This is a genomic window from Methylobacterium sp. E-016 (assembly GCF_022829745.1).
Classification (GTDB): domain Bacteria; phylum Pseudomonadota; class Alphaproteobacteria; order Rhizobiales; family Beijerinckiaceae; genus Methylobacterium.
Genome location: NZ_JAKSYF010000079.1, coordinates 129,785 through 142,415, shown reverse-complemented (window position 1 = coordinate 142,415; position 12,631 = coordinate 129,785). Strand labels below are relative to the sequence as shown.

Below are 12,631 nucleotides of genomic sequence, written 5' to 3'. Positions count from 1 at the left end.
CGTCCGATGAAGAACGTGACCGTGACGATGGACGAGGCGGTGCTCCGTCGCGCGCGGATCGCCGCCGCGACGGAGGGCAAGAGCCTGTCGAAGTTCATCAGCGAGACCGTCGAACGTCGGATCGGGCATCCGACGACCCAGACGGAGGCTTTGGAGCGGTTCCTCGCCGGGCCGCCGCTCCACGTTCTGGACGAGAACGGGAAGGCGCCGCCGAGGAACGAGCGCTATCGTGACGAGTGATCCGGCCTTCTCTGCCGGATCCGCGATCGTCGACCCGCGCGTGTTCGTCGACACGAACGTGTTCCTGTATGCCCGGGACGACCGATTTCCGGAGAAGCAGGCCGAAGCCTTGCGCTGGCTCGCGGCGTTGGCGAAACGAGGTTCGATCGTCGTCGGTCCGCAGGTTCTCGGTGAGATTCACGCCGTCCTCCTGCGGGGAAAGCTTCGAATCGCGCCGGAGGAGGCGCGCCGTACGACGCTCGCGCTGGAAGGCTGGTCCTCCGGTGCGACGGATCTCGATCTGATCGCCGATGCATGGTCGTTGCGCGAGCGGACCGGTTTTCAATGGTGGGACTGCGTGATCCTCGGGGCGGCGATCCGATCGGGTTGCCGGTTCCTGCTCTCCGAGGATTATCAACACGGCCGCGAGGTCGAGGGAACGACAATCATCAATCCGTTCCGGGTTTCACCCGAGACGATCCTGATGGACTCTTGAGGAATATCATGGGCTTCAAATGCGGCATCGTCGGCCTGCCGAACGTCGGCAAGTCGACCCTCTTCAACGCGCTGACGCAGACGGCGGCGGCGCAGGCCGCCAACTATCCGTTCTGCACCATCGAGCCCAACGTCGGCGACGTGGCGGTGCCCGACCCGCGGCTCGACGACCTGGCGAAGATCGCCGCCTCGAAGGAGATCATCCCGACGCGGCTGACCTTCGTCGACATCGCCGGCCTCGTGCGCGGCGCCTCGAAGGGCGAAGGGCTCGGCAACCAGTTCCTCGCCAACATCCGCGAATGCGACGCGATCGCCCACGTGGTGCGCTGCTTCGACGACGGCGACGTCACCCATGTCGAGGGCAAGGTCGACCCGGGCGCCGACATCGAGACGATCGAGACCGAGCTGATGCTGGCCGACCTCGACAGCCTGGAGAAGCGCGTCTTCGCCCTGGAGAAGCGGGCCCGCGGCGCCGACAAGGAGGCCAAGGAATTCCTGGACCTCGTCAACCGCGCCCTGCCGTACCTGCGCGAGGGCAAGCCCGCCCGCATGGTCGCGCGCAAGCCCGAGGAGGAGCGCCTGTTCCAGCAGCTCGGCCTGATGACGGCCAAGCCCGTGCTCTACGTCTGCAACGTCGACGAGGGCGACGCCGACAAGGGCAACGCCTATTCGAAGGCGGTGCAGGAGCGCGCGGCGGCGGAGGGCGCCCAGGCGGTGGTGGTCTCGGCCAAGATCGAGAGCGAGATCGCGGTGATGCCGGCCGCCGACCAGGGCGACTACCTCGAGGCGGTGGGGCTGGCCGAGCCCGGCCTGAACCGGGTGATCCGCGCCGGCTACGACCTGCTCGGGCTGATCACCTACTTCACCGTCGGCCCGAAGGAGGCCCGCGCCTGGACGATCACCAAGGGCACCCGCGCGCCCGCGGCGGCCGGCGTGATCCACACCGACTTCGAGAAGGGCTTCATCCGCGCCGAGACCATCGCGTTCTCCGACTACACCGCGCTGAAGGGCGAGTCCGGCGCGCGGGACGCCGGCAAGCTCCGCCTCGAGGGCAAGGAGTACCTCGTGCAGGACGGCGACGTGCTGCATTTCCGCTTCGCCAACTGAGGCGCGCCCATGCCCGGCCCCGACACGTCCGGCCTCCACTTCGAGGATTTCGCCGCCGGCCAGGTCCGCACCGGCGCGCCGCTGACGGTGAGCCGCGACGACATTGTCGCCTTCGCCCGCGCGTTCGATGCGCAGCCGTTCCATCTCGACGAGCGGCTCGCGGAGACGACCTTCGCCGGGCGGCTGATCGCGTCGGGCTGGCACACGGCCTCCCTCGGCATGCGGCTGCTGCAGGCCGGGCCGATGGGCGGGCACTCCTCGCTCGGATCGCCCGGCATCGCCGAGCTGCGCTGGCTGAAGCCGGTGCTGCCGGGCGATACGCTCTCCGCCACCCTGCGCGTCGACGAGACCCGCGCCTCGGCCTCGAAGCCCGACCGGGGCTTCGCCGCCTGCCTGCTCACCCTGGAGAACGGCCGCGGCGAGGCGGTGATGACCCAGGCCTTCACCGTGATGCTCGCCCGGCGCGGGGCCGAGCCGGCGCCGCCGCGGATCGTCGAGACCGGCGTCCCGCCCGCGGTGGTCGAGCCGGACGACGCCGAGATCCTGCCGTTCCTGAAGGACGCGGCGATCGGCGCGACCCGCGATCTCGGCGCCTACGCCTTCCCGGCCGAGGCGATCCTGGCCTTCGGCCGCGCCTACGACCCGCAGGTGTTCCACACCGATCCCGAGGCCGCCAAGGCGACGCATTTCGGCGGGCTGTGCGCCTCGGGCTGGCACACGGCCGCGGCCTACATGAAGCGGCTGCTCGCGACCCGCGCCCGCGACCACGCCCACACCGCCGCCCGCGGGCAGGCGCCGACCACCGGCCCGTCGCCGGGTTTCCGCGACATGCGCTGGCTGAAGCCCGTCTATGCCGGCGACACCGTGCGCTACGCCACGATGCTCACCGACAAGCGCGCCTCCGCCTCCCGCCCCGGCTGGGGCCTCGCCTTCGCCGACAACGTCGGCGTCAACCAGCGCGGCGAGACGGTGTTCTCGTTCAAAAGCTCGGTGTTCTGGCAGTGGGCGCCGTGAGGCGGACGCGGGGTCAGCCCCGCGGGCCGGCATCGCGCCGTGCCTCGGAGGGCGTGCGCCCATAGGCACGCCTGTAGCGTTGCCCGAAGTCGCTCATGTGCACGAAGCCCCACCGCCGGGCGATCTCCGCGATCGTGATCTCGGGATCGAAGGCGGAGGTCAGGTCCTTGTGGGTGCGCGCGAGCCGCCGCTCGGTGATGAACGCGATCGCCGTCTGCCCCATCCGTTGACGGAACTGGCTCTGGAGGGAGCGGACGCTGAGCCCGGCCGCCGTCGCGATGAGCGACAGGGTCATGGGCCGCGAGAGGTTCGCCTCGATGAACTCGAGAGCGATGCCGAAGCGCGACGCGGAGGCGTCCGTCGCCGGGGCCGGTGCCACGCGCGTGCGCTTCGGCCAGACGGACAGCAGCTGATAGCTGAGGATCTCCTGGATCAGCGGAAACGCGATGTCGCCGCCGCGATCCGACGCCTGCCCGCGGCGCTGCACCTGCTGCATCATGTGGAACAGGGCGATCATGCCCGGCGTCGAGACATCGGCGATCGGCTCGAAGGACGGCACGCCGTGCTGTCCGCCCGTCAGCGCGGCGTTGGCGGCCGCGAGCGCTTCGAACGTGATCGTGCCGTTGATCGCGTTGAAGGCCTGCGAGGCCTGGATCTCGCCGACCTCCTCGAAGCCGACGAGGGTCGCATGTTTCGGCGTGCCGCGCGTCCTGCCCGCATGATTGCGGTAGGTGATGTGCCCGTTCGCGATGAACCGGACCGTCATCATGTCGGAATCGACCCTGGGCTTGCTGATGAAGCCGCTGGACGAACGGGTTTCCCACAAGCACAGGGTGCTGCTCTTGCTGCCGATCATCTGGATGTCGGGCTTGACCGAGCGGAGCACGTCGAAGTTGATCGCGAAGCTGCTCAGGTCGTTGAAGCTCTGAAGCTGGCGCGCGGAAGCGATGCGGGCGGCGAATCCGTTCTGCGGAAGCCACGCGGCGCGGTGGTTCGAAGCCTGACCCGTCATCCCGTCAACGTGAAGCCCGTGCCTGCGAACCTGTCCCGATCGCGTCGCCCATGATGACATCCCGCGGCCGCGTCCGCCAATCGCGGGCGTCCACGCAGGGATCCCGGGCGGAGCGCACCGTGCGAAAGCCCCGCCGGGACCCGCCCCGCTGGACGATGCCCTAGGCACCCCCGCGCTGCGCCCGGTGGTGCAGCAGGTTGACGATCAGCGCGGTCCAGCCGGTCTGGTGCGAGGCGCCGAGACCGCGGCCGGTGTCGCCGTCGAAGAACTCGTGAAACAGCAGCGCCTCCTCGGCGCCCTCGGCCGACGGGATCGGCGCGCGCGCACCGTGGACCGGGCGGCGGCCCTCCGCGTCCTTGGCGAACAGGCCGATCAGGCGCTCCTGCAGGGCGTCGGCGATGGCGGCCAGCGTGCACATCGCGCCCGAGCCGGTCGGGAACTCCACCAGGAAGTCGGTGCCGTAATAGGAGTGGAAGCGGCGCAGCGCCTCGATGATCAGGTAGTTCGTCGGCATCCACACCGGCCCGCGCCAGTTCGAGTTGCCGCCGAACATGTTCGAGGTCGAATCGGCCGGGTCGTAGCGCACCGTGAAGGAGGCGCCGAACTCGTTGAGCACGTAGGGCTGGTCGCGGTGCGCCTTGGAGAGCGAGCGTACGCCGAAGGGCGAGAGGAACTCGGCCTCGTCGAGCATGCGCCGCAGCAGCGCCTTCATCCGGTGGCCGCGCAGCAGCGAAAGCAGCTTTCGGTCGCCGACGCCGCCCTCGTCCCAGCGCGAGACCAGGCAGGCGAGGTGCGGGCGGTTCTCCAGGAGCCAGTTGAGGCGCCGGGCGAAGTCCGGCAGGCGCTGGAGCACGAAGGGCTCGATCACCTCCACCGCGAACAGCGGCACGAGCCCGACCATCGAGCGCACGCGCAGCGGCAGCATCCCGCCGCCGGGCATGTCGACCTCGTCGTAGTAGAACGCGTCCTCCTCGTCCCAGAGGCCGAAGCCCTCGCCGCCCATGTCGGTCATCGCCTCGGCGATGAGGAGGAAGTGCTCGAAGAACTTCGAGGCGGTGCTCTCGTAGACGTCGTTGTGGAGCGCGAGCTCGAGGGCGATGCGCATCATGTTGAGCGCGTACATCGCCATCCAGGCGGTGCCGTCGGCCTGGTGCACCATGCCGAAGCCCGGCGGCGGGCGCGAGCGGTCGAACACGCCGACGTTGTCGAGCCCGAGGAAGCCGCCCTGGAAGACGTTGCGGCCGCCGGCATCCTTGCGGTTCACCCACCAGGTGAAGTTGATCAGCAGCTTGTGGAAGACGCCTTCGAGGAAGGCGAGGTCGCCGCGGCCGCCGCGCCGGTCGCGGTCGATCTCGAACACCCGGTAGGTCGCCCAGGCGTGGACCGGCGGGTTGGTGTCGGAGAACTCCCACTCGTAGGCCGGGAGCTGGCCGTTGGGGTGCATGTACCATTCGCGGGTCAGCAGCAGGAGCTGCTTCTTGGCGAAGTCCGGGTCGAGCAGCGCCAGCGGCAGGCAGTGGAAGGCGAGGTCCCAGGCGGCGAACCACGGATATTCCCACTTGTCGGGCATCGAGAGCACGTCGGAGGCGGCGAAGTGGCGCCACTGCGTGTTGCGGCCGCCGTCGCGCTCCCGCGGCGGCACCGGCTGGAGCGGGTCGCCCTGCAGCCAGCGCCGCACGTCGTAGGCGTAGAGCTGCTTCGACCAGATCAACCCGGCGGAGGCCTGCCGGAAGATCGCGCGCGCGTCCGCATCCGCGATCCCGTCCTGCAGGTCGTCGTAGAACGCGTCCGCCTCGGCGATGCGGCGGTCGCGCACGGCGTCGTCGGCGTCGATCGGGCGCGTCCGCGTCCCGGCGGAGAGCCGCAGGCGCACCCGCCGGGTCTCGCCGGGCGCGAGGCGAAGCGCGTAGTGCAGGCCGAGCTTGGTCCCGGCGTCGCGGCGGACCGCCGCGGCGTCGCCCTCGACGATCGCGGCGTGGAGCCCGTCCTTGAACGGGCCCTCGGCCTCCGGCTGGCCGGCGTGCCGGCGTAAGTTGGTGTCGTTCTCGCAGAACAGCACCTCGGGCTCGCCCTCGAAGGCCAGCCGGTAGCGCCCGAGCCGCGGGTGCTCGCAGGCGATGCCGCCCTCCGGATGGCGCGCGATCCGGGGCCGCGGCAACGCACCGTCGTTCCGCCACGACCAGGTGTTGCGGAACCAGAGCTGCGGCACGAGGTGGAGGTCGGCGGCGTCCGCGCCGCGGTTCGTCGCGGTGATCGTGGCGTGGACGTCGTCGACGTCCGACTTGGCGTATTCCACCGTCACGTCGAAGAAGCGCGACCCCTCGAACAGGCCGGTCTCCTCGATCTCGTATTCCGGCACCTCGCGGCTGCGCTGCAGCCCCTCGCGCACGAGGTCCTCGTAGGGGTAGGCCCCTTGCGGATAGCGGTAGAGGAACTTCAGGTAGGCGTGGCTCGGGACCGCGTCGAGGTAGTGGTAGATCTCCTTGACGTCCTCGCCGTGGTTGCCCTCCTCGTTGGTCAGGCCGAACAGGCGTTCCTTCAGGATGCGGTCGCGCCCGTTCCACAGGGCGAGCCCGAGGCAGAGCTGCCCGCGCTCGTCGCAGATCCCCGCGAGCCCGTCCTCGCCCCAGCGGTAGGCGCGCGAGCGGGCCTCCTCGTGGGTGAGCGAGCGCCACGCGTTGCCGTCGCGGCTGTAATCCTCGCGCACGGTGCCCCATTGCCGCTCGCTGAGATACGGCCCCCACAGCGACCACGCCCGCTCGCCGCGCGCCTGCTCGGCGATGCGGCGGCGCTCCGCCCAGGCGATCGCCTCGCTCATGCGCTGGACCCGCAGCCCGGCGCGGGGCGGGCGTCGGCCCCGGCGCCGCGAAGGATCGCCCCGACGGGCCTGGGGGAATGCGGAGGAACGGTCATGACATCCCGAGGGGCCGATGGGTCGATGCCCCGCCCCGGATGCATCATCAGAGCCAGTCGGCGGGCCGGCACGGAAATCGGGCCGACCGCGCGTCCCGGGCGTCCGGAGCTTCGGCGCGTGGGCCGGCCGGATCGGACCCGTGCCGAGGCTCGAGCCCGGGCCGACACCTTCGTCTGCGGATGACGAGGTCTGTCGACCGGCAGCAACGTCGGCGGCTCGAGCGATGAAGACTGCCTTTAATCTGGGCAGAACCTGCGCCGGAAGCACGCCTGATCTGCGGAACCTCGCGTATCGGCTCGGTGTTCAACGGCTACCTGCGACCCTACCTGCGACACCACGCGCGGCTTCCACGGATCTACGATGCTCGTCCAGACCGGTTTCACCATCGCCTTCAACACCTTCGGCCCGACCCCGATGAACCTGCTGCTGAACGTGCGGCCGGAGCGCCGGGCCGACCTCGTCACGCCCGAGGTCATCGCCTTCGATCCGCCGGTGCCGGCGACGCAGCACGTCGACGCCTTCGGCAACGTCTGCACCCGCATCGTCGCGCCGGGCGGCCGGATCACCATGTCGGCCGACTTCACCATCGGCGATTCCGGCGAGCCCGACGCGTTCGCGCCGCAGGCCCGCCAGCACCAGGTGCAGGACCTGCCCGACGACGTGCTGCCGTTCCTCCTCGGCTCGCGCTACTGCGACACCGACAAGCTCTCTGCCACCGCTTGGTCGCTGTTCGGCGCCACGCCGGAGGGCTGGGCCCGCGTGCAGGCGATCGTCGACTTCGTCCACAACCACCTGCGGTTCGACTACCAGCTGGCCGACAACACCCGCACCGCCCATGACGGCTACGTCCAGCGCGTCGGCGTCTGCCGCGACTTCGCCCACCTGGCGATCGCGCTGTGCCGCTGCATGAACATCCCGGCCCGCTACGCCACCGGCTATCTCGGCGACATCGGCGTGCCGAAGGACCCGGCGCCGATGGATTTCTCGGCCTGGTTCGAGGTCTATCTCGGCGATCGCTGGTACACGTTCGACGCCCGCCACAACACGCCGCGCATCGCCCGCATCGTCATGGCGCGCGGGCGCGACGCGACGGACTGCGCGCTCACCACCAGCTTCGGCACCGCCTACCTGATGCAGTTCGACGTGCACACCGACGAGGTGTCGCCGGACGCGGGCGCCATGGCCGAGGCGGCCTAAGGCGCGCCGGCACCCGTCTCGACCAGCCGGTCGAGGAAATTGCCGATCTCGCGGCGTCTCTGGTCCGGCTCCAGGACGTCGGCGCCGAGCCCGTGCCGCCAGGCGAGCGGGCCGGCCGCCGCGCCGCCCGCGTGGAGCGCGGCGATCTCCGCGGCATAGGCCGAGACCGCGGCGGCATCGGGCGCGAGGCCGGCCTCGACCACGTCCGCGGCGCTGACCCGCAGCATCGCCGCGAGCTCGTCGAAGTCGAGCTCGGGGTGGTACTGCGTGCCCCAGAACAGGCCGCCGCCGTGCGGGATCTCGATCGCCTGCACCTCGAGCAGCGCGTTCCCGGCCAGCACTCGCGCGCCCGGCGGCGGCGCGATCACCGCGTCCGAATGGATCGCCGGCGCGTCCCAGGCCGCGCCCCGGCCCGACAGCAGCGGGTGGCCGCGGCCTTCCGCCGTCGCCGTGATGCGGCGGGCGAAGCCGTATTCCGGCCCGCGCGGATTGGGGCCGACGTCGCCGCCGGCGACGACCGCGGCCAGTTGCGTCCCCCAGCACGAGCCGAACACCGGCAGCCCGGCCTCCAGAGCCGCGCGCATCAGGTCGCACTGGCGCGTCACCGCCGGGCTGCGCTCGCCGACCTTCAGGGGCGAGCCGGTGAAGATCACGCCGTCGTAGGCGGTAAGCGCCGCGCCGTCGGGCAGGGCGGCGTCGGCGTCGGCCGGGCTGAGCAGCCGGCATTGCGCCTCCGGGCGATAGGCGTGGACGACGTCGGCGTAGGATTCGGCCGAGGTGCGGCCGGTGACCGCGACGTGCTGGGCGCGGTCGTCGCGCGTGTTGCCGTCCGCGATGAGCAGTCGAAGCATGGGGGCCTTGCGGGAGATCGTCGGGATCCGGTCACGGGCAACGTCCGGCGCCGCCCGATGGTGCTGCGGCATAGGTGCAGCCGCGACGCCGGGCGTGATCCGGCGCCGGTCCGGACGATCGCCGCGGTGCCCGCCATCCGAGGGGCTCGGGACCTATCGACGGCTGCCGCGTTGAGGCAGGGCCGTTCCTGAGGCAAAGCACTCCCTCAGGGGCCGCCGGCCGAGCGCCCGATCCACCCTGCGTGATGACGATGACGACTGATCAGACACCGCGCGTCGCACCCTACGTCCGGGACACCCTGTCGACTGGGATCGCCGGGCTCGACGACGTCCTGTCCGGCGGCCTGACCAAGGGGCGGCTCTACCTGCTCGAGGGCACGCCCGGCGCCGGCAAGACCACGCTCGCCCTGCAGTTCCTGCTCGACGGCGTCGCGCACGGCGAGAAGAGCCTCTACGTCACCCTGTCGGAGAGCGCCGAGGAGCTGCGGGCCTCGGCGGCGTCGCATGGCTGGTCGCTCGACGGCGTCGAGCTCTACGAGCTCGTCAACGAGCTCGGCCTCGACCCCGAGAGCGAGCAGTCGATCCTGCACCCCTCCGAGGTGGAGCTCGGCGAGACCGTCCGCGAGGTCATCGAGCGGGTGGACGCGCTGCAGCCGAACCGCGTGGTGTTCGACAGCCTGTCCGAATTGCGGCTGCTCGCCCAGAACCCGCTGCGCTACCGCCGCCAGATCCTGGCGCTGAAGCAGCTCTTCGCGGCGCGGGGCTGCACGGTGTTCCTGCTCGACGACGGCACCACCGACGTGCAGCTCCACAGCATCGCGCACGGCGTCCTGCTCCTGGAGCACACCCCGCGCGAGTTCGGCGCGGGACGGCGCCGCCTCCGCGTCCTGAAGATGCGCGGCGTGAAGGCGCGGGGCGGGTACCACGACTTCGTCCTCGAGACCGGCGGGATCGAGGTGTTCCCGAGCCTGATCGCCGCCGAGCACCACGCCGACTTCGCGCCGGTGACCGTCACGACCGGCGCGCCGGGCCTCGACCTCCTGCTCGGCGGCGGGCTGGTGCGCGGCACCAACACGCTGCTGCTCGGGCCGTCCGGGGCCGGCAAGACCACGACCGCGGTGCGTTGCATGCTGGCGGCCCTGGAGCGGGGCGAGAAGGCCACCTACTTCCTGTTCGACGAGGGCCGGGCGACCCTGCTGGCGCGCGCGGCCATCCTCGGGATGGACCTGCAGCCGCACATCGCCGACGGCGACCTCAGCATCGCGCAGATCGATCCGGCCGAGCTGGCGCCGGGCGAGTTCGCCTGCCGCGTCCGCGAGGCGGTGGAGCGGGACGGCGCGTCCTGCGTCGTCGTCGACAGCCTCAACGCCTACATCCACGCGATGCCGGGCGAGCAGTTCCTGATCCTGCAGATGCACGAGCTGCTGACCTACCTGAACCAGAAGGGCGTCACGACCCTGCTGGTTCTCGGGCAGCACGGCGTCATCGGCGAGGTCCGCTCCGACATCGACCTGAGCTATCTCAGCGACGGCATCCTCCTGTTCCGCTACTTCGAGGCCAAGGGCGAGGTCCGAACCGCGCTCTCGGCGGTCAAGAGCCGGGTCAACGCGCACGAGCGCACGATCCGCGAGCTGAGGCTCTCCCGCAACGGGATCCAGGTTGGGGAGACGCTGACCGACTTCGAGGGCGTGCTCTCGGGCCTGCCCGCCTACGGTGGCAAGGTCGCGATGCTGCGCAGCGACACGGCGGAATGAGCCGGCCCGGCCCCGACGAGACCCGCGTCCTCATCCTGGCGCCGCGCGGACGCGACGCGGTGGTGATGGAGCAGCTGCTGGCCAAGTCCGGCACCGCCGCCACGGTCAGCGCCGACGGGGCCGCGTGGCTCGCCGGCCTCGAGGCCTCGGCCGGCTCGGCGATCGTCACCGAGGAGGCGCTGGCCGAGGTCGACCCGGACGCCCTCGCGGCCTGGATCGATCGCCAGCCGCCCTGGTCGGACTTCCCGTTCATCATGCTGGCGACGCGCCAGGCGGGGCGCCGCCCGGCGCGGGGCGCGGCCATGGTGGAGCGCCTCGGCAACGTCGTGCTGCTGGAGCGCCCGATCAACGCCGAGACCCTGATCAGCGCCGTCGCCTCGGCGCTGCGGGTGCGGCGGCGCCAGTACCAGGCGCGCGGGCACATCCGCGAGCGGGAACAGGACCAGGAGCGCCTGCGCGTCGCCAACGAGACCCTGGAGCGGCGGGTCGCCGAGCGCACCCGCGAGGTCGAGGCCGCCCGCGAGACCCTGGCCTTCGCCCTCGATTCCGCCGGCATGGGAACCTGGGACCTCGACCTCCTCACCGACACCGCCCGCCGGTCGGCCCGCCACGACGCGATCTTCGGCTACGACGCGCCGCTCCCGCATTGGGGCCGGCAGACCTTCCTCGCCCACGTCCACCCGGAGGATCGGGAGGCGGTGACGGCGGCCTTCGCGCAGGCGGCGCGGGCGGGGACGCTCGACATCGAGTACCGGATCGTGCGCCCCGACGGGGCCGTGCGCTGGATCGCGGCCAAGGGCCGGGCGGAATACCGCGCCGACGGCACGCCGGTCCGCATGGCCGGCATCGTCCTCGACCGCTCCGACCAGCGCAACACCGAGGAGGCGCTGCGCCAGGCGCAGAAGATGGAGGCGATCGGCCAGCTCACCGGCGGCGTCGCACACGACTTCAACAACCTCTTGACGGTCATCGTCGGCGGCCTCGACATGGTCCTGCGCAAGCCCGACAACGTCGAGCGGGTCAAGCGCCTCGCCGACGCCGCGATGACGGCGGCCCGGCGCGGCGAGCAGCTGACGCAGCAGCTCCTCGCCTTCTCGCGCCGGCAGATGCTGCGGCCGCAGACGCTGAACCCGAACCGCCTGCTCATCGACTTCCGGCCGCTGGCCGAGCGCGCCGCCGGCGCCGCGATCGAGCTCGCCTTCGACCTCGACCCCGCCCTCGACCCGATCCGCGTCGACCCCGCCCAATTCGAGGCGGCGATCCTCAACCTCGTCGTCAACGCCCGCGACGCGATGGAGGCGGGAACCGGCAGCGCCCGGATCGAGGTCCGCAGCCGCAACGTCCGGCTCGACACCGCGGCCGTCGCCGACAAGGGGGTGCCGCCGGGCGCCTATGTCGAGATCGCGGTGTCCGACACCGGCAGCGGCATCGCGCCGGACCTGATGGCGCGGGTGTTCGAGCCGTTCTTCACCACCAAGGAGGTCGGCAAGGGCACCGGCCTCGGCCTGAGCCAGGTCTACGGCTTCACCCGCAGCGCCAAGGGCTTCGTCGCGATCGAGTCCGAGGTCGGGCGCGGCACCACCTTCCGCCTGCGCTTCCCGCGCTCGGCCGACCCCGCCGGCGAGGAGACGGGCATGGGCGAGCGCGGCGTGCTGCCGCTGCGCCGCGCCGGCGAGGGCGAGACCGTGCTGCTCGTCGAGGACGACGAGCAGGTCCTCACCATGGCCGTCGAGAGCCTGGAGGAGCTGCGCTACAAGGTCGTCGTCGCGCGCAACGCGGCCGAGGCGCTGGCCCATCTCAAGGACGTCCAGCGCATCGACATCCTGTTCTCGGACGTGATGATGCCCGGCGGCATGAACGGCTCGCAGCTCGCCGCCGAGGCGCAGCGCCTGCGCCCCGGCCTCAAGGTCCTGCTCACCTCGGGCTACGTCGCCGACCTCGACGAGGGCCAGGTCATCGGCCGCGGCGAGCTGCCGGTGCTCAACAAGCCCTATCGCCGCGACGAGCTCGCCCGGTCGCTCCGCCTCGTCCTCGGGGCCGACGACGGCTGAATGGGCCGCCGATCCGA

10 protein-coding genes are annotated in these 12,631 nt (G+C 71.4%); 7 read left to right on the top strand and 3 right to left on the bottom strand.

Annotated elements, in window-relative coordinates; all coding sequences use genetic code 11:
• The first annotated feature begins 6 nt into the window (after positions 1-6).
• The 4 genes from MKK68_RS09675 to MKK68_RS09660 are packed head-to-tail and all read left to right on the top strand — an operon-like array spanning position 7 to position 2,835.
• Positions 7-240 (top strand): hypothetical protein, encoded by a 234-nt coding sequence (locus MKK68_RS09675; RefSeq protein WP_147727245.1) that lies wholly within the window; start codon positions 7-9, stop codon positions 238-240.
• On the top strand, positions 230-715 hold the full coding sequence (locus tag MKK68_RS09670; protein WP_243938344.1) for a PIN domain-containing protein: 486 nt from the start codon (positions 230-232) through the stop codon (positions 713-715). The genes MKK68_RS09675 and MKK68_RS09670 overlap by 11 nt, the downstream gene beginning before the upstream one ends.
• An 8-nt stretch (positions 716-723) precedes the next feature.
• The gene (gene ychF / locus MKK68_RS09665) at positions 724-1,821 is read left to right on the top strand and encodes a redox-regulated ATPase YchF (RefSeq protein WP_147727243.1); all 1,098 of its coding nucleotides are present in this window, start codon (positions 724-726) and stop codon (positions 1,819-1,821) included.
• Between the two features lie 9 nt (positions 1,822-1,830).
• Positions 1,831-2,835, top strand: a complete 1,005-nt coding sequence (locus MKK68_RS09660; protein ID WP_147727242.1) for a MaoC family dehydratase — start codon at positions 1,831-1,833, stop codon at positions 2,833-2,835.
• Positions 2,836-2,848: 13 nt separating this feature from the next.
• Here MKK68_RS09660 and MKK68_RS09655 read toward each other — a convergent pair whose 3' ends face one another.
• The gene (locus tag MKK68_RS09655; protein ID WP_187276126.1) at positions 2,849-3,847 is read right to left on the bottom strand and encodes an AraC family transcriptional regulator; all 999 of its coding nucleotides are present in this window, start codon (positions 3,845-3,847) and stop codon (positions 2,849-2,851) included.
• Positions 3,848-4,007: 160 nt separating this feature from the next.
• The gene (locus MKK68_RS09650) at positions 4,008-6,665 is read right to left on the bottom strand and encodes an MGH1-like glycoside hydrolase domain-containing protein (RefSeq protein WP_147727240.1); all 2,658 of its coding nucleotides are present in this window, start codon (positions 6,663-6,665) and stop codon (positions 4,008-4,010) included.
• 456 nt (positions 6,666-7,121) lie between these two features.
• Between MKK68_RS09650 and MKK68_RS09645 the strand changes: the two genes are divergently transcribed.
• Positions 7,122-7,958 (top strand): transglutaminase-like domain-containing protein, encoded by an 837-nt coding sequence (locus MKK68_RS09645; RefSeq protein WP_244030012.1) that lies wholly within the window; start codon positions 7,122-7,124, stop codon positions 7,956-7,958.
• On the opposite strand, the gene MKK68_RS09640 is transcribed toward MKK68_RS09645, so the two are convergent.
• Positions 7,955-8,809 carry a type 1 glutamine amidotransferase gene (locus tag MKK68_RS09640; protein WP_147859817.1) on the bottom strand — a complete coding sequence of 285 codons (855 nt, stop codon included), beginning with the start codon at positions 8,807-8,809 and terminating at the stop codon, positions 7,955-7,957. The genes MKK68_RS09645 and MKK68_RS09640 overlap by 4 nt on opposite strands.
• A 251-nt stretch (positions 8,810-9,060) precedes the next feature.
• Between MKK68_RS09640 and MKK68_RS09635 the strand changes: the two genes are divergently transcribed.
• Positions 9,061-10,563: an ATPase domain-containing protein gene (locus MKK68_RS09635; protein ID WP_147727226.1), complete on the top strand. Its 1,503-nt coding sequence runs from the start codon at positions 9,061-9,063 to the stop codon at positions 10,561-10,563.
• Positions 10,560-12,614 (top strand): ATP-binding protein, encoded by a 2,055-nt coding sequence (locus MKK68_RS09630; RefSeq protein WP_244030010.1) that lies wholly within the window; start codon positions 10,560-10,562, stop codon positions 12,612-12,614. Before MKK68_RS09635 ends, MKK68_RS09630 begins: the two co-directional genes overlap by 4 nt.
• The last annotated feature ends 17 nt before the right edge of the window (positions 12,615-12,631 follow it).

What these genes read in the sequence shown, in the direction of transcription:
- MKK68_RS09650 (WP_147727240.1), bottom strand. Translation starts at nt 6,665, where the DNA reads ATGAGCGAGGCGATCGCCTGGGCGGAGCGCCGCCGCATCGCCGAGCAG.
- MKK68_RS09675 (WP_147727245.1), top strand. Translation starts at nt 7, where the DNA reads ATGAAGAACGTGACCGTGACGATGGACGAGGCGGTGCTCCGTCGCGCG.
- MKK68_RS09630 (WP_244030010.1), top strand. Translation starts at nt 10,560, where the DNA reads ATGAGCCGGCCCGGCCCCGACGAGACCCGCGTCCTCATCCTGGCGCCG.
- MKK68_RS09640 (WP_147859817.1), bottom strand. Translation starts at nt 8,809, where the DNA reads ATGCTTCGACTGCTCATCGCGGACGGCAACACGCGCGACGACCGCGCC.
- MKK68_RS09635 (WP_147727226.1), top strand. Translation starts at nt 9,061, where the DNA reads ATGACGACTGATCAGACACCGCGCGTCGCACCCTACGTCCGGGACACC.
- MKK68_RS09655 (WP_187276126.1), bottom strand. Translation starts at nt 3,847, where the DNA reads ATGACGGGTCAGGCTTCGAACCACCGCGCCGCGTGGCTTCCGCAGAAC.
- MKK68_RS09660 (WP_147727242.1), top strand. Translation starts at nt 1,831, where the DNA reads ATGCCCGGCCCCGACACGTCCGGCCTCCACTTCGAGGATTTCGCCGCC.
- MKK68_RS09645 (WP_244030012.1), top strand. Translation starts at nt 7,122, where the DNA reads ATGCTCGTCCAGACCGGTTTCACCATCGCCTTCAACACCTTCGGCCCG.
- ychF (WP_147727243.1), top strand. Translation starts at nt 724, where the DNA reads ATGGGCTTCAAATGCGGCATCGTCGGCCTGCCGAACGTCGGCAAGTCG.